Source organism: Paenirhodobacter hankyongi, from assembly GCF_003664585.1.
Lineage (GTDB): Bacteria > Pseudomonadota > Alphaproteobacteria > Rhodobacterales > Rhodobacteraceae > Rhodobacter > Rhodobacter hankyongi.
On sequence record NZ_RCHI01000023.1, the window covers coordinates 1 to 24,314 of the forward strand.

Below are 24,314 nucleotides of genomic sequence, written 5' to 3' on the forward strand. Positions count from 1 at the left end.
GCGAATGGCAAAGGCAAAGTTTGAACGGACGAAACCGCACGTCAACATCGGCACGATCGGCCACGTTGACCACGGCAAGACGACGCTGACGGCTGCGATCACCAAGTACTTCGGTGAATTCAAGGCCTACGACCAGATCGACGGCGCGCCGGAAGAGAAAGCCCGCGGGATCACGATCTCGACGGCGCACGTGGAATACGAGACGGCTGCGCGTCACTATGCGCACGTCGACTGCCCCGGCCACGCGGACTACGTGAAGAACATGATCACCGGCGCGGCGCAGATGGACGGCGCGATCCTGGTGGTTTCGGCGGCCGACGGCCCGATGCCGCAGACCCGCGAGCACATCCTGCTCGGCCGTCAGGTCGGCATCCCGTACATCGTGGTGTACATGAACAAGGTCGACCAGGTTGACGACGAAGAGCTGCTGGAGCTCGTGGAGATGGAAATCCGCGAACTTCTGTCGGCCTACGGCTACCCGGGCGACGACACCCCGATCATCAAGGGCTCGGCTCTGGCCGCTCTCGAAGGCCGTGATCCGGAAATCGGCGAGAACTCGATCCGCGCGCTGCTGGCCGCTGTCGACGACTACATCCCGACCCCGGTGCGCGCTGTCGACCAGCCGTTCCTGATGCCGATCGAAGACGTGTTCTCGATCTCGGGCCGCGGCACGGTTGTGACCGGCCGTGTCGAGCGTGGCGCGGTGAACGTGGGCGACGAACTCGAGATCGTCGGCATCCGTCCGACGAAGAAGACGACCTGCACCGGCGTCGAGATGTTCCGCAAGCTGCTGGATCGCGGTGAAGCCGGCGACAACATCGGCGCGCTGCTGCGCGGCATCGACCGTGAGGGCGTGGAACGTGGTCAGGTCCTGGCGAAGCCGGGCTCGGTGACCCCGCACACCGAGTTCGAGGCGGAAGCCTACATCCTGACGAAGGAAGAAGGCGGCCGTCACACGCCGTTCTTCGCGAACTACCGTCCGCAGTTCTACTTCCGCACCACCGACGTCACCGGCACCGTGAAGCTGCCGGAAGGCACCGAGATGGTGATGCCGGGCGACAACCTGAAGTTCACCGTCGAGCTGATCGCCCCGATCGCGATGGAAGAGAAGCTCCGCTTCGCCATCCGTGAAGGCGGCCGCACCGTCGGCGCTGGCGTCGTCTCCAAGATCCTCAAGTGATCTCGGACTGACCGTTCGGGAAAGGGCCGCCTTCGGGTGGCCCTTTTTCGTTTTGCACGAGCGTGTTGCGCGCGGAAATGCGGGGCGTGCAAAAAGCCCCTTGATTTCCCGCGGCGCCTCCTTTAGCACCCGCACACGGCCTAGGGGTTTAGCTCAGTTGGTAGAGCATCGGTCTCCAAAACCGAGGGTCGTGGGTTCGAGTCCCCCAACCCCTGCCAGGCCGCTCTCCGGACATCGCGACAGGACGCACAGGCGGCAAGCCGCTTGTAATCCCGCGGCCGAGCGCGTATCTGGAGCCGGTCGCGAAAAAGAGGATCACGTGCATGGCAAACCCCGTTCAGTTCCTGCAGCAGGTGCGCTCGGAAGTGGGCAAGATTGCCTGGCCGACCCGTCGGGAGGTTTTCCTGACGACGGTCATGGTCTTTGCGATGGCGGCGCTGACGGCGCTGTTCTTCTCGCTCGTCGACTGGGTGATCCGTCTCGGCGTCACCGCGGTGATCGGCTGAGGCGGCGCCGCGCCGCAGCCCCACGCAATTCGCTTGAAATCATGGGGCTGGGGCGCTAAAGGGGCGGGACCTTTCCGGAACCGGCGTGCAACGATTCGGGTCGTGCGCGCCTTTTTGTTCCGGAAATCGGGGTAACCCGTTGGGGAAACGGAATTTTCGGCGGTCACCGTCGGTGGAAGGGCAGTGGGCATGGCGAAGCGGTGGTATTCGGTGAGCGTTCTCTCGAACTTCGAGAAGAAGGTCGCCGAACAGATCAAGCAGGCTGTGGCCGAGAAGGGACTCGAGGACGAGATCGAAGAGGTTCTCGTTCCCACCGAGGAAGTGATCGAGATCCGTCGTGGCAAGAAGGTCACGTCGGAGCGCCGCTTCATGCCGGGCTATGTGCTCGTGCGGATGGACATGAGCGATCGGGGCTATCACCTGATCACCTCGATCAACCGGGTCACCGGGTTCCTCGGCCCGCAGGGCAAGCCGACGCCGATGCGCGACGCCGAGGTGAACGCGATGCTGAACCGGACCAGCGAATCGGGCGAGGCCGTTGCGCCGCGCAACCTGATCCGCTTCGAGGTCGGCGAGAACGTGAGCGTGACCGACGGGCCCTTCGAGGGCTTCTCGGGCATGGTCGAGGAAGTCGACGACGCGGCGGGCCGCCTGAAGGTCACCGTGTCGATCTTCGGCCGGCCGACGCCGGTCGAGCTGGAATTCACCCAGGTGTCCAAGGGCGCCTGAGTGGGAGCTGCGGGAGGCAAGGGGCAACCCGCGCCGCACCGCTAAACTTCGCGCCCTCTGGCGTGACAGTGACAAGGAGCAGGCCAGATGGCCAAGAAAGTTATCGGGCAGCTGAAGCTGCAAATCAAGGCCGGGCAGGCCAACCCCTCCCCGCCGGTCGGCCCCGCGCTCGGTCAGCGCGGGATCAACATCATGGAATTCTGCAAGGCGTTCAACGCGCGCACGCAGGAAATGGAACAGGGTTCGCCCGTTCCGGTGGTGATCACCTACTACGCCGACAAGTCGTTCACCTTCGAGACCAAGACCTCGCCCGCCTCCTTCATGCTGAAGAAGGCCGCCGGTCTGAAGCCCGTCGGCAAGCGCAACCGTCCGAAGGGCTCGGCGAAGCCGGGCCGCGAGGTTGCCGGCACCGTGACCGCCGCCCAGGTGCGTGCGATCGCCGAAGCCAAGATGAAGGACCTGAACGCGAACGACGTCGAAGCCGCGATGCACATCATCCTGGGCTCGGCGAAGTCGGTCGGTATCGAGGTTAAGGGGTAAGCCATGGCCAAGCTGGGTAAACGCACGGCCGCCGCGCGCGCCGCTTTCGAAGGCAAGGCGAACCTCTCGGTCGAGGACGCCGTCAAGCTGATCAAGTCGGCCGCTGCGGCGAAGTTCGACGAGACGCTCGAGATCGCCATGAACCTGGGTGTCGACCCGCGTCACGCCGACCAGATGGTCCGCGGCGTGGTTCAGCTGCCGAACGGCACGGGCAAGACCGTGCGCGTCGCAGTGTTCGCCCGCGCTGCCAAGGCTGACGAAGCCAAGGCCGCCGGTGCCGACATCGTGGGCGCCGAAGACCTGATGGAAACCATCCAGTCGGGCAAGATCGAGTTCGATCGCTGCATCGCGACGCCGGACATGATGCCGCTGGTCGGCCGTCTGGGCAAGATCCTCGGGCCGCGCAACCTGATGCCGAACCCGAAGGTCGGCACCGTGACCATGGACGTCGCCAACGCGGTCAAGGCCGCGAAGGGCGGTGAGGTCCAGTTCAAGGTCGAGAAGGCCGGCGTGATCCACGGCGGCATCGGCAAGGTCTCGTTCACCGAGGAAGCCCTCGCCCAGAACGTGCGCGCCTTCGTCGAAGCCGTGTCGAAGGCGAAGCCCACGGGCGCGAAGGGCACCTACCTGAAGAAGGTGTCGCTGAGCTCGACCATGGGCCCGGGCGTGACCGTCGACCTGTCGTCGGCGACCGCCAACTGAGAATTTGCCGGGAAACCGGCGAATGACGGGGCGGTGACGCCCCGTCCTGTCCGAGACGGAGGGAGCCGGTTCCCGGCTTAATGTCCTTCCTGAGATGGGGAACGAGAAATTCCGGGGGTGACCTCGGGCGATCTTCTCGGGAACCGATCGGACCCGACCTTCGGGCAATCGCCCGCAGGAAATGAGAGCAGGGGGGAAACCCCCGAACTTGGAGTGTAACCGTGGATAGAGCCCAGAAAGAGAAAGTGGTCGAGGAACTCGGCCAGATCTTCGCAAGCTCTGGCGTCGTGGTGGTTGCCCACTACGAAGGCATGACGGTTGCTCAGATGCAGGATCTCCGGTCGCGCATGCGCGAAGCCGGTGGTTCGGTCCGCGTTGCCAAGAACACGCTCGCCAAGATCGCCCTTGAAGGAAAACCCTGCGAAAGCATGGGGAAACTTCTGACGGGGATGACCGTCCTTGCCTTCTCCGAAGACCCGGTGGCTGCGGCCAAGGTCTCGGTGGACTACGCCAAGGCGAACGACAAGTTCGCAATCCTTGGCGGGGCCATGGGCACGGAGGCTCTGGATCCGGCCGGTGTCAAAACCGTGGCTGCCATGCCGTCGCGCGAAGAGCTCATCGCTCAGATCGCCTCGTGCATCGGTGCTCCGGCTTCGAACATCGCCGGTGCCATTGGCGCGCCTGCTTCGAACATCGCGGGTATCCTCAAGACTCTTGAGGAGCGGGAAGCCGCCTGACGCAACCAATTGCCTTCGTCGGAACCGACGTTGGATAACCCTATATCAGAATGGAACGGAAAAATGGCCGATCTTAAAGCCCTTGCCGAGCAGATTGTTAACCTGACCCTGCTCGAAGCCCAGGAACTGAAAACCATCCTCAAGGATGAATACGGCATCGAGCCGGCTGCCGGTGGCGCCGTCATGATGGCCGGCCCGGCCGCTGGCCCGGCTGAAGCCGTCGAAGAGAAGACCGAGTTCGACGTCGTCCTGACCGACGCCGGCGCGAACAAGATCAACGTGATCAAGGAAGTCCGCGCGATCACCGGCCTTGGCCTCAAGGAAGCCAAGGACCTGGTCGAAGCTGGCGGCAAGGTCAAGGAAGGCGCGGCGAAGGCCGAAGCCGAAGAGATCAAGAAGAAGCTCGAAGAAGCCGGCGCCAAGGTCGAGCTCAAGTAATCGGGCCGGATGCGTCCGCATCCGCTTCTGTGAAAATGGGCTGGGTCCGGGGTCTTCCCGGGCCCAGCCGAACCTGTCTTGGCGAGGGTTTCGGACGGAAACCCTGTCCAAGGCGGCGTTCGCGGTTCGGGAGCCTTCCGGTGGGACGGAAGGCAGGTATGGAACCGCCCCCCTTGATCGCCACGCGCCGCGCACCGGGCCCCGACGGTGTGTGCGCCCGCGAAACGACGAAAGGTCACGACGAGCATGGCTCAAGCTTACGTTGGTCAGAAGCGCATCCGCCGTTACTACGGTAAAATCCGCGAAGTCCTCGAAATGCCGAACCTCATCGAGGTTCAGAAGGCATCCTACGATCTGTTCCTGCGCTCGGGCGATGCCGACAAGCCGCTGGATGGCGAGGGCCTCCAGGGTGTGTTCCAGTCGGTCTTCCCGATCAAGGATTTCAACGACAACGCGATCCTCGAATTCGTGAAATACGAACTCGAGAAGCCGAAGTTCGACGTCGAAGAATGCATGCAGCGGGACCTGACCTATTCCGCGCCGCTCAAGGTCACGCTTCGCCTGATCGTGTTCGATGTCGACGAGACGACGGGCGCGCGTTCGGTCAAGGACATCAAGGAGCAGGACGTGTACATGGGCGACATGCCGCTCATGACCTCGAACGGCACCTTCATCGTGAACGGCACCGAGCGTGTCATCGTGTCGCAGATGCACCGCTCGCCGGGCGTGTTCTTCGACCATGACCGCGGCAAGACCCATTCCTCGGGCAAGCTGCTGTTCGCCTGCCGCATCATTCCCTATCGCGGCTCGTGGCTCGATTTCGAGTTCGACGCGAAGGACCTGGTGTTCGCGCGCATCGACCGTCGCCGGAAACTCCCGGTGACGACGCTGCTCTATGCGCTCGGCCTCGACCAGGAAGGCATCATGGATGCCTATTACAACACCGTCTCCTTCCGCGCCGAGGGCAAGCGTGGCTGGATCACCAAGTTCTTCCCCGAGCGCGTGCGCGGCACCCGTCCGACCTATGACCTGATCGACGCCGCCACCGGCGAGGTGATCCTCAATGCCGGCGAGAAGGCCACGCCGCGCATGGTCAAGAAGTGGAGCGACGAGGGCAAGGTCACCGAGCTGCTCGTTCCGTTCGAGCATATCCTCGGCCGCTATTGCGCCAAGGACCTGGTGAACGAGCGCACCGGCTACATCTACATCGAGGCCGGCGAAGAGCTGACCGCGGAATACGACAAGGAAGGCCAGCTCTCGGGTGGCTCGATCAAGACGCTGATCGACAACGGCATCACCGAGGTGCCGGTGCTCGACATCGACAACGTCACCGTCGGCCCCTACATCCGCAACACCATGGCTGCGGACAAGAACTGGAACCGCGACACGGCGCTGATGGATATCTATCGCGTCATGCGTCCGGGCGAGCCGCCGACCGTGGAAGCCGCCTCGACGATGTTCGACGGGCTGTTCTTCGACAGCGAGCGCTATGATCTCTCGGCCGTCGGCCGCGTGAAGATGAACATGCGCCTCGACCTCGACGCGCCCGACACGCAGCGCACGCTGCGTCGCGACGACATCATCGCCTGCATCAAGGGCCTGGTCGAGCTGCGTGACGGCAAGGGCGAGATCGACGACATCGACCACCTCGGCAACCGCCGCGTGCGCTCGGTCGGCGAGCTGATGGAAAACCAGTATCGCGTCGGCCTGCTGCGCATGGAGCGCGCGATCAAGGAACGCATGTCCTCGGTCGAGATCGACACGGTGATGCCGCAGGACCTGATCAACGCGAAGCCCGCGGCCGCCGCGGTGCGCGAGTTCTTCGGCTCGTCGCAGCTCAGCCAGTTCATGGACCAGACCAACCCGCTGTCGGAAGTGACGCACAAGCGGCGCCTCTCGGCCCTCGGGCCGGGCGGTCTGACCCGCGAACGCGCCGGCTTCGAGGTGCGCGACGTGCACCCGACGCACTACGGCCGCATGTGCCCGATCGAGACGCCGGAAGGTCAGAACATCGGTCTGATCAACTCGCTCGCCACTTTCGCGCGGGTGAACAAGTATGGCTTCATCGAGACTCCCTACCGCAAGGTCGTGGACGGCAAGGTGACCGACGAGGTCGTCTACATGTCGGCCACCGAGGAAATGCGCCACACCATCGCGCAGGCGAACGCCAAGCTCGATGCCGAGGGCCGTTTCGTCGACGAGCTGATCTCGACCCGTCAGTCGGGCGAGTTCATGCTGAACCCGGCCGAGGCGGTGGACCTGATCGACGTGTCGCCGAAACAGCTGGTTTCGGTCGGTGCGGCGCTCATTCCCTTCCTTGAAAACGACGACGCCAACCGCGCCCTGATGGGCGCGAACATGCAGCGTCAGGCGGTTCCGCTGCTGCGTGCCGAGGCGCCCTTCGTCGGCACCGGCATGGAAGCGACCGTGGCGCGCGACTCGGGCGCCGCGATCATGGCGAACCGCGGCGGTATCGTCGACCAGGTCGACGCGCAGCGTATCGTGATCCGGGCGACGGAAGATCTGGGCATCGGCGACGCCGGCGTCGACATCTACCGTCTGCGCAAGTTCAAGCGCTCGAACCAGTCCTCGACCATCAACCAGCGCCCGATCGTGAAGGTGGGCGACCAGGTGGCGAAGGGCCAGGTGATCGCCGACGGTCCGTCGACCGAACTCGGTGAACTGGCGCTTGGCCGCAACGTGGTCGTCGCCTTCATGCCCTGGCAGGGCTACAACTACGAAGACTCGATCCTCGTCTCGGAACGCATCCACCACGACGACGTGTTCACCTCGATCCACATCGAGGAATACGAAGTCGCGGCGCGTGACACCAAGCTCGGGCCGGAAGAGATCACCCGCGACATCCCGAACGTCGGCGAGGAAGCGCTGCGCAACCTCGACGAGGCGGGCATCGTCTACATCGGCGCCGAAGTGGGGCCGGGCGACATCCTCGTGGGCAAGATCACGCCGAAGGGCGAAAGCCCGATGACGCCGGAAGAAAAGCTTCTGCGCGCCATCTTCGGCGAAAAGGCGTCGGACGTGCGCGATACCTCGCTGCGCCTGCCGCCGGGGGCCTATGGCACGATCGTTGAAGTGCGCGTCTTCAACCGTCACGGCGTCGACAAGGACGAGCGTGCGCTGCAGATCGAGCGCGAGGAAGTCGAACGTCTGGCCCGTGACCGGGACGACGAGCTCGCCATTCTCGAGCGCAACATCTATGCGCGTCTGCGCTCGCTGATCCTCGGCAAGGTCGCGGTGAAGGGGCCGAAGGGCGTGAAGGCCGGTTCGGAAGTGACGCCGGAACTGCTGGGCACCCTCTCGAAGGGCCAGTGGTGGCAGCTCGCGCTTGAGAACGAAGCCGACGCCAAGGAAGTCGAGGCGCTGAACGACCAGTTCGACGCGCAGAAGCGTGCGCTCGATCTGCGGTTCGAGGACAAGGTCGAGAAGGTCCGTCAGGGCGACGATCTGCCTCCGGGCGTGATGAAGATGGTCAAGGTCTTCGTCGCGGTGAAGCGCAAGCTGCAGGCCGGCGACAAGATGGCAGGCCGTCACGGCAACAAGGGCGTCGTCTCGAAGGTCGTTCCGAAGGAAGACATGCCCTTCCTCGCGGACGGCACTCCGGTCGACCTCGTGCTGAACCCGCTCGGCGTGCCGTCGCGCATGAACGTCGGTCAGATCCTCGAGACGCACATGGGCTGGGCGGCCCGCGGCCTCGGGCTGAAGATCGACGAGGCGCTGCGCGAGTATCGCCGTTCGGGCGACCTGACCCCGGTGCGCGACGCGATGCGCTACGGCTATGGCGACGAGACCTATGAAGAGGTCTTCTCGGAGATGGAGAGCGACCGTTTCGTCGAATGCGCCGAGAACGTGCGCGGCGGCGTGCCGATCGCGACCCCGGTCTTCGACGGCGCCAAGGAAGCGGACGTCAACGATGCGCTGACGCGCGCGGGCTTCGATACCTCGGGTCAGTCGGACGTCTATGACGGCCGCACCGGCGAGAAGTTCGCCCGCAAGGTCACCGTCGGCGTGAAGTACTTCCTCAAGCTGCACCACCTTGTCGACGACAAGATGCACGCGCGTTCGACCGGTCCGTACTCGCTCGTCACCCAGCAGCCGCTTGGTGGTAAGGCGCAGTTCGGCGGCCAACGTCTCGGCGAGATGGAAGTCTGGGCCCTCGAAGCCTACGGCGCCGCCTACACCCTGCAGGAAATGCTGACGGTGAAGTCGGACGACGTGGCGGGCCGGACCAAGGTCTACGAGTCGATCGTCAAGGGCGAGGACAACTTCGAGGCGGGCGTGCCCGAATCGTTCAACGTTCTCGTGAAAGAGGTCCGGGGCCTCGGCCTCAACATGGAACTCCTGGACTCGGAGGAAGAGGAGTGAGCGCCACGGCGCTCACCACCCCTCTGACCTCTCACTCAAGGAATAGCAGATGAACCAGGAACTGACCCAGAATCCGTTCAACCCGCTCGTGTCGCCGAAGGCCTTTGACGAGATCAAGATCTCGCTGGCCTCGCCCGAGCGGATCCTGTCGTGGTCCTATGGCGAGATCAAGAAGCCCGAGACCATCAACTACCGGACCTTCAAGCCCGAGCGCGACGGCCTGTTCTGCGCCCGCATCTTCGGGCCGATCAAGGACTATGAGTGCCTGTGCGGCAAGTACAAGCGGATGAAGTATCGCGGCGTCGTCTGCGAGAAATGCGGCGTCGAAGTGACGCTGCAGAAGGTCCGCCGCGAGCGCATGGGCCATATCGAGCTGGCCTCGCCCGTCGCCCATATCTGGTTCCTCAAGTCGCTGCCCTCGCGCATCGGCCTGATGCTGGACATGACGCTGCGTGATCTCGAGCGCATCCTCTACTTCGAAAACTACGTCGTCATCGAACCCGGCCTGACGGATCTGTCCTATGGCCAGCTGATGACCGAAGACGAGTACATGGACGCGCAGGACCAGTTCGGGTCGGACGCCTTCACCGCCAATATCGGCGCCGAGGCGATCCGCGAGATGCTGGCCGCGATCGACCTCGAGGCGACCGCCGAACAGCTCCGCGAGGAGCTGAAGGAAGCCACTGGCGAGCTGAAGCCGAAGAAGATCATCAAGCGTCTGAAGATCGTCGAGAGCTTCATCGAGTCGGGCAACCGTCCCGAGTGGATGATCCTCACGGTGCTGCCGGTGATCCCGCCGGAACTGCGCCCGCTGGTGCCGCTCGATGGCGGCCGGTTTGCCACCTCGGACCTGAACGACCTCTATCGTCGCGTCATCAACCGCAACAACCGTCTGAAGCGGCTGATCGAGCTGCGTGCGCCCGACATCATCGTGCGCAACGAAAAGCGCATGCTGCAGGAATCGGTCGATGCGCTGTTTGACAACGGCCGTCGCGGCCGCGTCATCACCGGCACCAACAAGCGTCCGCTGAAGTCGCTCTCCGACATGCTCAAGGGCAAGCAGGGCCGGTTCCGTCAGAACCTGCTCGGCAAGCGCGTCGACTTCTCGGGCCGTTCGGTCATCGTGACCGGGCCGGAACTCAAGCTGCATCAGTGCGGCCTGCCGAAGAAGATGGCGCTCGAGCTGTTCAAGCCCTTCATCTATTCGCGCCTCGAGGCCAAGGGCCTGTCGAGCACCGTGAAGCAGGCGAAGAAGCTGGTCGAGAAAGAGCGTCCCGAGGTCTGGGACATCCTCGACGAAGTCATCCGCGAGCACCCGGTCTTCCTGAACCGCGCGCCGACGCTGCACCGTCTGGGCTTCCAGGCGTTCGAGCCGACGCTGATCGAAGGCAAGGCGATCCAGCTGCACCCGCTCGTCTGCTCGGCCTTCAACGCCGACTTCGACGGTGACCAGATGGCCGTCCACGTGCCGCTTTCGCTGGAAGCCCAGCTGGAAGCGCGCGTGCTGATGATGTCGACGAACAACGTTCTGTCGCCGGCCAACGGCTCGCCGATCATCGTTCCGTCGCAGGACATGATTCTCGGCCTCTACTACACCACGATGGAGCGCAAGGGCCTGCCGGGCGAAGGCATGGTCTTCAGCACCATCGAGGAAGTCGAGCACGCCCTGTTCTCGGGCGCGGTGCACCTGCACTCGAAGATCTCGGCGCGGGTGAAGCAGATCGACGAGGAAGGCAACGAGGTCTTCAAGCGCTTCGAGACCACGCCCGGCCGTCTGCGGCTTGGCGCGCTCTTGCCGCTGAACGCCAAGGCGCCCTTCGACCTGGTGAACCGCCTGCTGCGCAAGAAGGACGTGCAGAACGTCATCGACACCGTCTACCGCTACTGCGGCCAGAAGGAATCGGTGATCTTCTGTGACCAGATCATGTCGATGGGCTTCCGCGAGGCGTTCAAGGCCGGCGTGTCCTTCGGCAAGGACGACATGGTCGTTCCGGACACCAAGTGGACGATCGTCAACCGCGTCCGCGATCAGGTGAAGGAATTCGAGCAGCAGTACATGGACGGCCTGATCACTCAGGGCGAAAAGTACAACAAGGTGGTCGATGCCTGGTCGAAGTGCTCGGACGAAGTCGCCGGCGAGATGATGAAGGAAATCTCCGCCGTTCGCGTCGATGACGCGGGCATGGAGAAGGAACCGAACTCGGTCTACATGATGTCGCACTCCGGTGCGCGTGGTTCGCCGGCGCAGATGAAGCAGCTCGGCGGGATGCGCGGCCTGATGGCCAAGCCCTCGGGCGAGATCATCGAGACGCCGATCATCTCGAACTTCAAGGAAGGCCTGACCGTGCTCGAGTACTTCAACTCGACCCACGGCGCCCGTAAGGGTCTGGCCGATACCGCGCTGAAGACCGCGAACTCGGGCTACCTGACCCGTCGTCTGGTCGACGTCGCCCAGGACTGCATCGTGCGTTCGCACGACTGCGGCACCGAGCACGCGATCACCGCGACCGCGGCCGTCAACGACGGCGAAGTGGTGGCGCCGCTCTCCGAGCGCGTCCTCGGCCGTGTCGCGGCCGATGACGTGCTGGTTCCGGGCACCGACGACGTGATCGTGCGCAAGAACGAGCTGATCGACGAACGCAAGGCCGACCTGATCGAGGTCAACGGCGTGCAGTCGGTGCGGATCCGCTCGGCGCTGACCTGCGAGGCCGAGGAGGGCGTCTGCGCGCTCTGCTACGGTCGCGACCTGGCGCGCGGCACGCTCGTCAACATCGGCGAGGCGGTCGGCATCATCGCCGCCCAGTCGATCGGCGAACCGGGCACGCAGCTGACCATGCGTACCTTCCACATCGGCGGCATCGCCCAGGGCGGCCAGCAGTCGTTCCAGGAAGCGTCGCAGGAAGGCAAGATCGAGTTCCGCAACCCGAACCTTCTGGTGGCCGAGAACGGCGATCAGATCGTCATGGGCCGGAACATGCAGATCGCGATCGTTGACGATCACGGCACCGAGCGCGTGTCCTACAAGCTCAGCTACGGCTCGAAGCTGCACGTCAAGGAAGGCGATGCGGTCAAGCGCGGCGCCAAGCTCTTCGAATGGGACCCCTACACCCTGCCGATCATTGCCGAAAAGGCGGGTATGGTGCGGTTCGTCGACCTCGTCTCGGGCATCTCGGTGCGCGAGGATACCGACGAGGCGACCGGCATGACGCAGAAGATCGTGACCGACTGGCGCTCGGCGCCGAAGGGCAACGACCTGAAGCCGGAGATCCTGATCGTCGACGCCGACGGCGAGCCGGTCCGCAACGACGCCGGTCACCCGGTCACCTACCCGATGTCGGTCGACGCGATTCTGTCGGTCGATGACGGGCACGAGGTGAAGGCCGGTGACACCGTCGCGCGTATCCCGCGCGAGGGCGCGAAGACGAAGGACATCACCGGCGGTCTGCCGCGTGTGGCCGAACTCTTCGAGGCGCGTCGTCCGAAGGACCACGCGATCATCGCCGAGATCGATGGCTATGTGCGCTTCGGCAAGGACTACAAGAACAAGCGCCGGATCGCGATCGAGCCGACGCAGGAAGGTCTGGAGCCGGTCGAATACATGGTGCCGAAAGGCAAGCACATCCCGGTGCAGGAAGGCGACTTCGTGCAGAAGGGTGACTACATCATGGACGGCAACCCGGCGCCGCACGACATCCTGCGCATCATGGGGGTCGAGGCTCTGGCCGACTACCTCATCGACGAGGTGCAGGACGTCTATCGTCTGCAGGGCGTGAAGATCAACGACAAGCACATCGAGGTGATCGTTCGCCAGATGCTGCAGAAGATCGAGATCCGCGACTCGGGCGATACCACGCTGCTGAAGGGCGAGAACGTCGACCGGCAGGAGTTCGAGGAAGAGAACGCGAAGGTCGAGGCCCGCGGTGGCCGTCCGGCCTCGGGCGAGCCGGTGCTTCTGGGCATCACCAAGGCCTCGCTGCAGACGCGCTCGTTCATCTCGGCGGCCTCCTTCCAGGAGACCACCCGCGTGCTCACCGAGGCTTCGGTTCAGGGCAAGCGCGACAAGCTTGTCGGCCTGAAGGAGAACGTGATCGTCGGCCGTCTGATCCCGGCGGGCACGGGTGGCGCCACCACCCGCGTGCGCAAGATCGCGACCGATCGCGACAGCAAGGTCATCGAGGCGCGTCGCGCCGAGGCGGAAGCGGCGGCGGCCCTCGCGGCGCCGATCGACACCTCCTATGGCGAAGACGACTTCGGTCCGGTGGACACCCCCGAAAGCCGCGAGTGATCGTGGCCAGGGCCTGAAAGATCAGCCCCCGCGCGAGTGATCGCGCGGGGGTTTTCCGTTTTCCGCGGCGGGTTGACGCAGCCCCGACAGAGGCGCAGGACTGAGCCGTTCCATGGGAGAACGGCGCGCAGGTGCCGTGCGGAACACGGAGGACAGAATGAACCGGATCACCCAGGCCGCCCTTGCGGCCGTCCTTGGCACGCTGGCGCTGCCGGCGCTGGCGAGCCCCTTCACCGATGCCGAGGCGCAGCTGCGTGCGGTCTATGGCGACTATCGCGCGGCGCTGTTCCTGTCGAATGCCGGAAAGGCACCCGAGACGGCGAAGGCGTTGGCGGGGTTCGACACCGCCTGGAGCGAGATGTCGGCGCAATGGGGCACCACGCCGCCGCCGCAATACGCCGCCGATGCTGCGCTGACGCAGACCTTCGACGCGGTTTCGGCGCTGATCGGCAAGGCGCGCGACGAGGTCGCGGCGGGCAAGCTGCCGGCGGCGCACGAGACGCTCGAGGGCGTGCGGGCCGAGATTGCCGGGCTGCACGAACGCGCCGGGCTGATCGGCTTTTCCGACCGGATGAACGCCTATCACACGGCGATGGAAGAGGTTCTGGGCCGCGACTATGCGGCGATGGGGCCGGGGGCCGCGGCGGCGCTGGCGGGGGATGCGGCGGTGCTTGACTATCTCGCCGCGCAGATCGTCGCGAACCCGGCACCCGAGGCGGCAAACCCCGCCTATGCGCCGCTGATCGAGGCCTTTGCCGCCTCGGCCAGGGCGTTCCGGGCCGCGGCCGACAGCGGGGATATGGCGGCCGCCCTGGCCGCCCGCGGCGCACTGAAGGTGCCCTATTCCAAGCTCTTCGCCCAGTTCGGCTGAACCGTGCCGAGCGCCGCGCCGGGGCAGGCCCCCGGCGCGTGCTCCGTTTACAACTTCGGGGCCTGCGGGTAAGAGGTGGCGGCCCGTGCCGGGCGGAAAGGGCCGCGACAGATGACCGAAGTTTCCATCGTGATCCCCGCCAAGAACGAGGCGGAAAACATCGAGACGCTGCTCGACGGGATCGACGCGGCGCTGGCGGGCCGCGACTACGAGGTGATCGTGGTCGACGATGCCTCGGATGACGGCATGGCCGAGATCCTGCGCGCAAGGCTCGTGCGGGCGCCGCGACTGCGGGTGCTGCGCCATGACGTGTCGGGCGGACAGTCGGCGGCGGTGAGCTCGGGCGTGCGGGCGGCGCGTGGCGCGATCTGCGCGACGCTCGATGGCGACGGGCAGAACCCGCCCGAGGAACTGCCGAAGCTGATCGCGCCGCTCGAGGCGCCGGGGGCCGCGGCGATCGGGCTGGTCGCCGGGCAGCGCGTGGCGCGGCAGGACACGCTGTCGAAGCGGCTGGCGTCGAAATTCGCGAACGGGCTGCGGGCGCGGGTACTCAATGACCACACCCGCGACACCGGCTGCGGGCTCAAGGCCTTCCGCCGCGCGGCCTATCTGGAGCTGCCCTATTTCAATCACATGCACCGCTATCTGCCGGCGCTGTTTGCGCGTGACGGCTGGGGCGTGGCGCATGTCGACGTGAGCCATCGGCCGCGCGGCGGCGGGCGCTCGCATTATTCGAACCTGCAGCGCGGACTTGTCGGCATCGTCGATCTGGCGGGCGTTGCCTGGCTGATCCGGCGCCGCAAGACGGCGCGCCCGACCGAGGTGACGAAATGACCGAATGGCTGGAAAAGCTGCTCCATGTCGGCTCGATGACCGAGCTTTTGTGGGTGATCTTCGGCCTGGCCGCGCAGCTGATGTTCACCGCGCGCTTCCTGTTGCAGTGGATCGCGTCGGAGCGCGCCAAGGATTCGGTGATGCCGGTGGCGTTCTGGTATTTCTCGCTCGCGGGCGGGGTGATGCTGCTGGCCTATGCGCTTTACCGCGCCGACCCGGTGTTCATCCTGGGGCAGGCTCTGGGCGTGGTGATCTATGCCCGCAACCTGTGGCTGATCTATGCCAAGCGTCGCCGTGAAGCCTGAGCCGTCGCGGCCCGAGGCCGGGGGCTGGCTTGGCCCGGTGCTGGCAATCGTCGCCGCAGTGACCGCGGCGCGGGTGCTGGCGCTGGCCTTCGACCGCACCGATCTTTTCGTCGACGAGGCACAATACTGGCTCTGGGGCCAGCGCTTCGACTTCGGCTATTATTCGAAGCCGCCGCTGATCGGCTGGCTGATCCGGGCGGTGACCGATCTCGCGGGATCGAGTGCGCCGTTCTGGGTGCGTCTGCCGGCGCCCGTCCTGCACGGGCTGACCGGTGTGATCCTTGCGGCGCTTGCTGCCCGCATCGCCGGGCGCGGCGCGGCGATCTGGACAGCGGCGCTCTATGTCACGCTGCCCTTCACCGCCGTCGGCTCGGCGATGATCTCGACCGACACGGTGATGGCACCCTTCTTCGCGGGCGGCATGCTGTTCTTCTGGCGCCTTGGCGAGAGCCGGCGGGCGGGCGATGCGCTGGCGCTTGGCCTCTGCGCGGGCTTTGCCTTCATGGCGAAATACGTGGCGCTGTTCCTGCCGGCGGGGATCGTGCTGGCGGTGCTGGTGGCGCCCGCGCGGCGGATCGGCTGGGGCAATGCGCTGCTTGCGGTGCTGGCCTTCGCGCTGGTGATCGCGCCGAATGTCGCGTGGAACGTGACGCATCAGTTCGCCACGCTCGAGCACACGATGGACAACGTCGGCTGGGTGCGCGAGGGCGAGAGCGCGGGGCTGAACTGGGGCTCGATGGGCGGCTGGCTTGCGGCGCAGATCGCGGTCTTCGGCCCGGTGACGATGGGCGCGCTGATCCTCGGCGTGCTGCGCGCACGCACCGCAGAGCGGCGGGTGCTGGCCGCGCTGACCCTGCCGCCGCTGGTCGTGGTAACGGGGCAGGCGCTGCTCGAGAAGGCCTATGCGAACTGGGCGGTCTCGGCCTATCTCGCGGGGGTGATCCTCGCCGTGCTGGTGCTGCCGCGGTGGGGCCGGTGGCTTGCGTTGCTGACGAATCTTGTCGCGGTGACGGCGGTCGCGGCGCTGACGGTGCTCGCCCCCTGGCCCGCGCCGGGCGGCAAGCCGCTGCTGAACCGCTATCTCGGCCGCACCGAGCTGAGCCGGCGGATCCTGGCCCTTGCCACCGCCGAGGGCGTGCCGGTCTACACCAGCGACCGCGATATCCTCGCCGATCTGTTCTACACCGGCCGCGATGCCGGGGTGACGATCTATGCGCCCCGTCCGGTCGGTCGGCCGATGAACTATTACGAGCAGAATTTCCCGTTGCCTGACGGGTTCGCCGGCCGCATTCTGGTGATCCGCCGCAGCCCGATCGACTGTGGCGCCGGGCCCGTGCCGCCGGCGGGGATGCTGAACGGCTCGGGCACCTGGGAAGGGAAGGGGGTCACCCCCTACGTCGTGCCGGGAGAGTGCCTGAATGCCGCGCCTTGACCTGAGCCTGACCGGACGCTGGCTGCTGGCCGGCTGGTTCGCCGCGGTGATGCTGTTTCGCGGCGCGCCCTCGGTCGATCTGGCGATCTCGGGGCTGTTCTGGCATGCGGGATCGGGGTTCGACGTGATCGCCAACCCGCTGTGGGAATGGCTGCGCCAGCGGTTGTGGGATCTGGCGCTGATCGTGCTGGCGGTGGCGATCGTCGCCGGGCTGCGTGCCTTTGCCAAGGGACGCGCCGTCTGGGGGATGCCGGCGCGGGCCTGGGGATTCGTCGTGGCCCTTTATGTCGTCGGCCCGGGGCTGATCGTGAACGGCTTTCTCAAGGCCTATTCCGGCCGCGCCCGCCCGGCCTTCGTGACCGAATTCGGTGGCACCAAGCTGTTCACCCCGGCGGGCACGTTCACCGACCAGTGCGCGCGCAACTGCTCCTTCGTCTCGGGCGAGGTTTCGGCTGCGGTGGCGCTTGCCGTGGCGCTGTGGCTTGCCTCGGTGCTCTGGACCCGGATCGAGGGCTGGCAGCGGGTCTATCTGCGCGCTGTCGCACTGTTCATCCCCGCCTTCGTCATCGTGCAGCGGGTGGCGACGGGGCGGCACTTCGCCTCGGACGCGGTCTTTGCCGCGCTGATCACCCTGACGCTCGCCTGGGGGCTTTACGCCCTCTTCGCCGGCCAGCTCGGGACGCGGCGCAATGCCGCCGGGGCGCCCTGAGGGCGCTGTTGACAAGGGGTCCGACTCCTCCTATAGCCGCCGCTACCTGATGGGCGCAGTGTGTCCTGAAGGTGGATTTCAGCGGTCAGGACCGGCCAACCGGCCTCTTTCCCTGAAGACGACGACGCATTCGCCCCGCCGCAAGACGGGAAGGGTGCGGTTTGGCGTTTCACGATCTGCGTGAAGCGCCGTCGAGAAGCGGCTCAGCCTCGCGCGGGGATCCCACCGGGCCGGGTTGAGAGTATTGACAGAGCAAACACGGGGAACCGGAATGCCTACCATCCAGCAGCTGATCCGCAAGCCGCGGCAGCCCAAGGTGCAGCGATCGAAATCGCAGCACCTTCAGCAGTGCCCGCAGAAGCGCGGCGTCTGCACGCGCGTCTACACCACGACGCCGAAGAAACCGAACTCGGCTATGCGTAAGGTCGCCAAGGTGCGCCTGACGAACGGCTTCGAGGTCATCTCCTACATCCCGGGCGAAAAGCACAACCTGCAGGAGCACTCCGTTGTGCTCATCCGCGGCGGTCGTGTGAAGGACCTTCCGGGTGTGCGCTATCACATCCTGCGCGGTGTTCTGGATACCCAGGGCGTCAAGGATCGTCGTCAGCGTCGTTCGAAATACGGCGCGAAGCGGCCGAAGTGAGGAGTGTGAAGCATGTCTCGTCGTCACGCCGCTGAGAAGCGCGAAGTTCTGCCCGACGCCAAATATGGCGATCGCGTGCTGACCAAATTCATGAACAACCTGATGATCGACGGCAAGAAGTCCACTGCCGAGCGGATCGTCTACAATGCCCTCGAACGGATCGAAGGCAAGCTTAAGCGCGAGCCCGTGGAAGTCTTCCACGAGGCTCTCGACAACGTGAAGCCTTCGGTCGAAGTGCGTTCGCGTCGCGTCGGCGGTGCCACCTACCAGGTTCCGGTCGAAGTGCGTCCGACCCGTCGTGAGGCGCTGGCGATTCGCTGGCTGATCACCGCGGCGAAGAACCGCAACGAGCACACCATGGAAGAACGCCTTGCGGGCGAACTTCTCGATGCGGTGAACTCGCGCGGCTCTGCCGTGAAGAAGCGGGAAGACACCCACAAGATGGCCGACGCCAACAAGGCGTTCAGCCACTACCGCTGGTAAGAGAGGAACCCCTCATGGCACGCGAATATCCGCTGGAGCTCTATCGCAACTTCGGGATCATGGCCCACATCGATGCGGGCAAGACCACGACGACGGAGCGCATCCTCTACTACACCGGCAAGTCCCACAAGATCGGCGAAGTCCACGACGGCGCCGCGACGATGGACTGGATGGAGCAGGAGCAGGAACGCGGTATCACCATCACCTCGGCTGCGACGACCACCTTCTGGCAGCGCACCGAGACCGGCACCCATGAGGGGCCGAAATACCGCTTCAACATCATCGACACCCCCGGCCACGTCGACTTCACCATCGAAGTCGAACGCTCGCTGGCGGTGCTCGACGGTGCTGTGTGTCTGCTCGACGCCAACGCTGGCGTCGAGCCGCAGACCGAAACCGTGTGGCGTCAGGCTGACCGCTACAAGGTTCCGCGCATCGTCTATGTCAACAAGATGGACAAGATCGGTGCCGACTTCTTCAACTGCGTGAAGATGATCAAGGACCGCACCGGCGCCACCCCGGCTCCGGTTGCGCTGCCGATCGGCGCCGAAGACCAGCTCGAAGGCATCGTCGACCTGATCACCATGGACGAATGGGTCTGGAAGGGTGAAGACCTCGGCGCAAGCTGGGTTCGTCAGCCGATCCGTGACGAGCTGAAGGACCTCGCCGACGAATGGCGCGGCAAGCTCGTCGAGCTCGCCGTCGAGCAGGACGACGCCGCGATGGAAGCCTATCTCGAGGGCACCGAGCCCGAAGAGGCGGAACTGCGCAAGCTGATCCGCAAGGGCACCCTCGCCATGGCCTTCGTTCCGGTCCTCGCCGGTTCGTCGTTCAAGAACAAGGGCGTGCAGCCGATGCTGAACGCCGTGGTCGACTATCTGCCGAGCCCGCTCGACGTGCCGGCCTATGTCGGCTTCATGCCGGGCGACGAGACCGAAACCCGCAACATCGAGCGTCATGCCGCGGACGAAGAGCCCTTCTCCGCTCTGGCGTTCAAGATCATGAACGACCCCTTCGTCGGCTCGCTGACCTTCACCCGCATCTACTCGGGCGTCCTCAAGAAGGGCGACCAGATGATGAACGCGACGAAGGGCAAGCGCGAACGCGTCGGCCGTATGATGATGATGCACGCCATCAACCGCGAGGAAATCGAAGAAGCCTTCGCGGGCGACATCATCGCGCTGGCCGGCCTGAAGGAAACCACCACGGGCGACACCCTGTGCGATCCGGCGAAACCGGTCGTGCTGGAAACCATGACCTTCCCCGAGCCGGTGATCGAGATCGCCGTCGAGCCGAAGTCGAAGGCTGACCAGGAAAAGATGGGCATCGCTCTGGCGCGTCTCGCGGCCGAGGATCCGTCCTTCCGCGTCGAGACCAACTTCGAATCGGGCCAGACGATCATGAAGGGGATGGGCGAACTCCACCTCGACATCCTCGTCGACCGCATGCGGCGCGAGTTCAAGGTCGAGGCGAACATCGGTGCGCCGCAGGTGGCCTATCGCGAGACGATCTCGCGCGAAGCCGAAATCGACTACACGCACAAGAAGCAGACCGGTGGTACCGGCCAGTTCGCGCGCGTCAAGCTCGTCATCACCCCGACCGAACCGGGCGAAGGCTATTCGTTCGAGTCGAAGATCGTGGGCGGTGCGGTGCCGAAGGAATACATCCCCGGCGTCGAAAAGGGCATCAAGTCGGTGATGGACTCGGGTCCGCTCGCGGGCTTCCCGGTGATCGACTTCAAGGTCGCGCTGATCGACGGTGCGTTCCACGACGTCGACTCCTCGGTGCTCGCCTTCGAAATCGCGACCCGCGCGGCGATGCGCGAAGGCCTGAAGAAGGCCGGCGCCAAGCTGCTCGAGCCGATCATGAAGGTCGAAGTGGTGACCCCGGAAGAATACACCGGCGGCATCATCGGTGACCTCACCAGCCGTCGCGGCATGGTGCAGGGCCAGGACACCCGCGGCAACGCGAACGTGATCAACGCCTTCGTGCCGCTCGCGAACATGTTCGGCTACATCAACAACCTGCGGTCGATGTCCTCGGGCCGCGCGGTCTTCACCATGATCTTCGATCACTACGAAGCCGTGCCGCAGAACATCTCGGACGAGATCCAGAAGAAATACGCCTGAGGCTGACGGCGTCCGGGGGTGACCCCGGGCGCCTCTTCCCAGGTTCACGGACTACAGGAGGCCAGTATGGCAAAGGCAAAGTTTGAACGGACGAAACCGCACGTCAACATCGGCACGATCGGCCACGTTGACCACGGCAAGACGACGCTGACGGCTGCGATCACCAAGTACTTCGGTGAATTCAAGGCCTACGACCAGATCGACGGCGCGCCGGAAGAGAAAGCCCGCGGGATCACGATCTCGACGGCGCACGTGGAATACGAGACGGCTGCGCGTCACTATGCGCACGTCGACTGCCCCGGCCACGCGGACTACGTGAAGAACATGATCACCGGCGCGGCGCAGATGGACGGCGCGATCCTGGTGGTTTCGGCGGCCGACGGCCCGATGCCGCAGACCCGCGAGCACATCCTGCTCGGCCGTCAGGTCGGCATCCCGTACATCGTGGTGTACATGAACAAGGTCGACCAGGTTGACGACGAAGAGCTGCTGGAGCTCGTGGAGATGGAAATCCGCGAACTTCTGTCGGCCTACGGCTACCCGGGCGACGACACCCCGATCATCAAGGGCTCGGCTCTGGCCGCGCTCGAAGGCCGTGATCCGGAAATCGGCGAGAACTCGATCCGCGCGCTGCTGGCCGCTGTCGACGACTACATCCCGACCCCGGTGCGCGCTGTCGACCAGCCGTTCCTGATGCCGATCGAAGACGTGTTCTCGATCTCGGGCCGCGGCACGGTTGTGACCGGCCGTGTCGAGCGTGGCGCGGTGAACGTGGGCGACGAACTCGAAATCGTCGGCATCCGTCCGACGAAGAAGACGACCTGCACCGGCGTCGAGATGTTCCGCAAGCTGCTGGATCGCGGTGAAGCCGGCGACAACATCGGCGCGCTGCTGCGCGGCATCGACCGTGAGGGCGTGGAACGTGGTCAGGTCCTGGCGAAGCCGGGCTCGGTGACCCCGCACACCGAGTTCGAGGCGGAAGCCTACATCCTGACGAAGGAAGAAGGCGGCCGTCACACGCCGTTCTTCGCGAACTACCGTCCGCAGTTCTACTTCCGCACCACCGACGTCACCGGCACCGTGAAGCTGCCGGAAGGCACCGAGATGGTGATGCCGGGCGACAACCTGAAGTTCACCGTCGAGCTGATCGCCCCGATCGCGATGGAAGAGAAGCTCCGCTTCGCCATCCGTGAAGGCGGCCGCACCGTCGGCGCTGGCGTCGTCTCCAAGATCCTCAAGTGATCGGGCGGCGGGGCAACCCGCCACCGACATCGAGATGCGAATGAATGGTGCGCCTGCGGGCGCACCATTTGCTCTTGACAGACTCGGGTGCCTCCCGTAGAGCGCCCCGGATCTCCAAGAGATTGTGGTTCGATGCAGGCGTCGCATTCGGCGGTGTCTGCCTCTCAACCTGATAGCCCCTGCGAGAGGCAAGACTAAATGAGTGGTCAGAACATCCGCATCCGGCTCAAGGCGTTCGATTACCGCGTGCTGGACGCCAGCACCCAGGAAATCGTGAACACCGCCAAGCGTACCGGTGCACAGGTCCGCGGGCCGATCCCGCTGCCCAACAAGATCGAGAAATTCACGGTTCTCCGTGGTCCGCACATCGACAAGAAGTCGCGCGACCAGTGGGAAATCCGCACGCACAAGCGTCTGCTCGACATCGTCGACCCGACCCCCCAGACCGTGGACGCGCTGATGAAGCTCGACCTCGCCGCTGGCGTCGACGTCGAGATCAAGGTCTGAGGAGGCACGCCATGACTCAACGTTCTGGTGTTATCGCCAAGAAGCTGGGCATGACCCGGCTGTTCCTCGAAGACGGCAAGCAGGTCCCGGTGACCGTGCTGCAGCTCGACAACCTCCAGGTCGTCGCGCAGCGCACCGTCGAAACCGACGGCTACACCGCCGTTCAGCTCGGCGCCGGCGAAGCCAAGGCGAAGCGCGTGTCGGCTGCGATGCGTGGTCACTTCGCGAAGGCGAACGTCGCTCCGAAGCGCAAGCTGGCCGAGTTCCGCGTGGACCCGGAAAACCTGATCGACGTCGGTGCCGAGATCTCGGCCGAGCACTACAATGCCGGCCAGTTCGTCGACATCGCCGGCACCTCGATCGGTAAGGGCTTTGCGGGCGTCATGAAGCGCCACAACTTCGGCGGTCTGCGCGCCTCGCACGGCGTGTCGATCTCGCACCGTTCGCACGGTTCGACCGGCCAGTGCCAGGACCCGGGCAAGGTGTTCAAGGGCAAGAAGATGGCTGGCCATCTGGGTGCCGTGCGTGTCACCACGCAGAACATCCAGGTCGTCAAGACCGATGCCGACCGCGGCCTGATCCTGGTGAAGGGCTCCGTGCCCGGCGCCAAGGGTGGCTGGGTCACCATCAAGGACGCCGTCAAGAAGCCGCTGCCGTCGGACGTTCCGATGCCGGCCGGTCTGAAGACGGCTGCCGCTGCTCCGGCCGAAGAAGTCTCGGTCGAAGGGGGTGAAGCATGAAACTCGATGTGATCACGCTTGACGGCGGCAAGGCCGGCTCGATCGATCTGGACGATGCGCTGTTCGGCCTCGAGCCGCGCGCCGACATCCTGCATCGCGTCGTGCGCTGGCAGCGCGCGAAGGCCCAGGCCGGCACCCACTCGGTGCTCGGCAAGTCGGACGTCAGCTACTCGACCAAGAAGATCTATCGCCAGAAGGGCACCGGCGGCGCTCGCCACGGGTCCAAGAAGGCCCCGATCTTCCGTCACGGTGGCGTCTACAAGGGCCCGACCCCGCGGTCGCACGCCCATGACCTGACGAAGAAGTTCCGCGCGCTCGGCCTGCGCCACGCGCTCTCGGCCAAGGCGAAAGCCGGCAACCTCGTGGTTCTGGACGCGGCCGACATGGCCGAAGCCAAGACCAAGCTGCTTGCCAAGGCCGCGAAGGAGCTTGGCTGGAAGAAGGTTCTGGTGATCGACGGCTCCGCCGTGAACGAGAACTTCGCCAAAGCCGCGCGCAACATCGAAGGCATCGACGTGCTGCCGTCGATGGGCGCCAACGTCTATGACATCCTCAAGCGTGAGACCCTGGTCCTCACGAAGGCGGGTGTCGAAGCTCTGGAGGCTCGCCTGAAATGAGCGCGAAACCCGAACACTACGACGTGATCGTGAAGCCGATCATCACCGAAAAGGCCACCATGGCCTCGGAGAACGGCGCGGTGGTCTTCCAGGTCGCGAAAACGGCTACGAAGCCGGCGATCAAGGAAGCCGTCGAGACCCTCTTCGGCGTCAAGGTGAAGGCGGTCAACACCACCATCACCAAGGGCAAGACCAAGCGTTTCCGCGGCATGGCCGGCGTGCGCTCGGACGTGAAGAAGGCCTATGTGACGCTGGAAGACGGTCAGACGATCGACGTCTCGACCGGCCTCTGAGCCGATCTG

Annotated in this window: 22 protein-coding genes and 1 tRNA gene; all 23 read left to right on the forward strand. The window is 65.1% G+C overall.

From position 1 onward, the window contains the following. Positions 1 to 4 precede the first annotated feature (4 nt). Entirely contained in the window at positions 5 to 1,180 is a 1,176-nt protein-coding gene (gene tuf, locus DYS74_RS16825; protein ID WP_121534836.1) for an elongation factor Tu, read from the forward strand. Positions 1,181 to 1,322: 142 nt separating this feature from the next. Beyond that, a tRNA-Trp gene (locus DYS74_RS16830) sits at positions 1,323 to 1,398 on the forward strand. A 105-nt stretch (positions 1,399 to 1,503) separates the two neighbouring features. After that, positions 1,504 to 1,686: a preprotein translocase subunit SecE gene (secE, locus tag DYS74_RS16835; RefSeq protein ID WP_121534837.1), complete on the forward strand. Its 183-nt coding sequence runs from the start codon at positions 1,504 to 1,506 to the stop codon at positions 1,684 to 1,686. Positions 1,687 to 1,875: 189 nt separating this feature from the next. Further along, positions 1,876 to 2,415, forward strand: a complete 540-nt coding sequence (nusG, locus tag DYS74_RS16840) for a transcription termination/antitermination protein NusG (protein ID WP_121534838.1) — start codon at positions 1,876 to 1,878, stop codon at positions 2,413 to 2,415. Positions 2,416 to 2,502: 87 nt separating this feature from the next. Next, positions 2,503 to 2,955, forward strand: a complete 453-nt coding sequence (rplK, locus tag DYS74_RS16845) for a 50S ribosomal protein L11 (RefSeq protein ID WP_121534839.1) — start codon at positions 2,503 to 2,505, stop codon at positions 2,953 to 2,955. A gap of 3 nt (positions 2,956 to 2,958) precedes the next feature. Next, a complete protein-coding gene (gene rplA, locus DYS74_RS16850) occupies positions 2,959 to 3,657 on the forward strand; it encodes a 50S ribosomal protein L1 (RefSeq protein WP_121534840.1) in 699 nt (232 codons plus the stop codon). A 221-nt stretch (positions 3,658 to 3,878) separates the two neighbouring features. Continuing rightward, the gene (gene rplJ, locus DYS74_RS16855; protein WP_121534841.1) at positions 3,879 to 4,394 is read left to right on the forward strand and encodes a 50S ribosomal protein L10; all 516 of its coding nucleotides are present in this window, start codon (positions 3,879 to 3,881) and stop codon (positions 4,392 to 4,394) included. A 63-nt stretch (positions 4,395 to 4,457) separates the two neighbouring features. Next, the gene (gene rplL, locus DYS74_RS16860) at positions 4,458 to 4,832 is read left to right on the forward strand and encodes a 50S ribosomal protein L7/L12 (RefSeq protein WP_121534842.1); all 375 of its coding nucleotides are present in this window, start codon (positions 4,458 to 4,460) and stop codon (positions 4,830 to 4,832) included. 246 nt (positions 4,833 to 5,078) lie between these two features. Next, complete coding sequence (gene rpoB, locus DYS74_RS16865; RefSeq protein ID WP_121534843.1) at positions 5,079 to 9,215, forward strand: DNA-directed RNA polymerase subunit beta; 4,137 nt, start codon at positions 5,079 to 5,081, stop codon at positions 9,213 to 9,215. A 49-nt stretch (positions 9,216 to 9,264) separates the two neighbouring features. Further along, positions 9,265 to 13,500, forward strand: a complete 4,236-nt coding sequence (gene rpoC, locus DYS74_RS16870) for a DNA-directed RNA polymerase subunit beta' (RefSeq protein WP_121534844.1) — start codon at positions 9,265 to 9,267, stop codon at positions 13,498 to 13,500. Between the two features lie 157 nt (positions 13,501 to 13,657). Beyond that, complete coding sequence (locus tag DYS74_RS16875) at positions 13,658 to 14,371, forward strand: hypothetical protein (RefSeq protein ID WP_121534845.1); 714 nt, start codon at positions 13,658 to 13,660, stop codon at positions 14,369 to 14,371. A 111-nt stretch (positions 14,372 to 14,482) separates the two neighbouring features. Beyond that, entirely contained in the window at positions 14,483 to 15,205 is a 723-nt protein-coding gene (locus tag DYS74_RS16880; protein WP_121534846.1) for a glycosyltransferase family 2 protein, read from the forward strand. Continuing rightward, on the forward strand, positions 15,202 to 15,510 hold the full coding sequence (locus tag DYS74_RS16885; protein WP_121534874.1) for a lipid-A-disaccharide synthase N-terminal domain-containing protein: 309 nt from the start codon (positions 15,202 to 15,204) through the stop codon (positions 15,508 to 15,510). The genes DYS74_RS16880 and DYS74_RS16885 overlap by 4 nt, the downstream gene beginning before the upstream one ends. Then, a complete protein-coding gene (locus DYS74_RS16890) occupies positions 15,500 to 16,942 on the forward strand; it encodes an ArnT family glycosyltransferase (protein WP_183077576.1) in 1,443 nt (480 codons plus the stop codon). The genes DYS74_RS16885 and DYS74_RS16890 overlap by 11 nt, the downstream gene beginning before the upstream one ends. Next, positions 16,929 to 17,651 carry a phosphatase PAP2 family protein gene (locus tag DYS74_RS16895; RefSeq protein WP_121534848.1) on the forward strand — a complete coding sequence of 241 codons (723 nt, stop codon included), beginning with the start codon at positions 16,929 to 16,931 and terminating at the stop codon, positions 17,649 to 17,651. The genes DYS74_RS16890 and DYS74_RS16895 overlap by 14 nt, the downstream gene beginning before the upstream one ends. 271 nt (positions 17,652 to 17,922) lie before the next feature. Then, positions 17,923 to 18,294 (forward strand): 30S ribosomal protein S12, encoded by a 372-nt coding sequence (gene rpsL, locus DYS74_RS16900; RefSeq protein WP_096433949.1) that lies wholly within the window; start codon positions 17,923 to 17,925, stop codon positions 18,292 to 18,294. A 12-nt stretch (positions 18,295 to 18,306) separates the two neighbouring features. Next, entirely contained in the window at positions 18,307 to 18,777 is a 471-nt protein-coding gene (gene rpsG, locus DYS74_RS16905) for a 30S ribosomal protein S7 (RefSeq protein ID WP_121534849.1), read from the forward strand. 14 nt (positions 18,778 to 18,791) lie between these two features. Continuing rightward, a complete protein-coding gene (gene fusA / locus DYS74_RS16910; RefSeq protein WP_121534850.1) occupies positions 18,792 to 20,906 on the forward strand; it encodes an elongation factor G in 2,115 nt (704 codons plus the stop codon). A 66-nt stretch (positions 20,907 to 20,972) separates the two neighbouring features. Next, positions 20,973 to 22,148, forward strand: a complete 1,176-nt coding sequence (tuf, locus tag DYS74_RS16915; RefSeq protein WP_121534836.1) for an elongation factor Tu — start codon at positions 20,973 to 20,975, stop codon at positions 22,146 to 22,148. A gap of 198 nt (positions 22,149 to 22,346) precedes the next feature. After that, positions 22,347 to 22,655 carry a 30S ribosomal protein S10 gene (rpsJ, locus tag DYS74_RS16920; protein WP_013066043.1) on the forward strand — a complete coding sequence of 103 codons (309 nt, stop codon included), beginning with the start codon at positions 22,347 to 22,349 and terminating at the stop codon, positions 22,653 to 22,655. Positions 22,656 to 22,666: 11 nt separating this feature from the next. Then, positions 22,667 to 23,395, forward strand: a complete 729-nt coding sequence (gene rplC / locus DYS74_RS16925; protein ID WP_113901731.1) for a 50S ribosomal protein L3 — start codon at positions 22,667 to 22,669, stop codon at positions 23,393 to 23,395. Beyond that, positions 23,392 to 24,012: a 50S ribosomal protein L4 gene (rplD, locus tag DYS74_RS16930; RefSeq protein WP_113901732.1), complete on the forward strand. Its 621-nt coding sequence runs from the start codon at positions 23,392 to 23,394 to the stop codon at positions 24,010 to 24,012. Before rplC ends, rplD begins: the two co-directional genes overlap by 4 nt. Next, a complete protein-coding gene (locus tag DYS74_RS16935; protein WP_121534851.1) occupies positions 24,009 to 24,305 on the forward strand; it encodes a 50S ribosomal protein L23 in 297 nt (98 codons plus the stop codon). The genes rplD and DYS74_RS16935 overlap by 4 nt, the downstream gene beginning before the upstream one ends. The last annotated feature ends 9 nt before the right edge of the window (positions 24,306 to 24,314 follow it).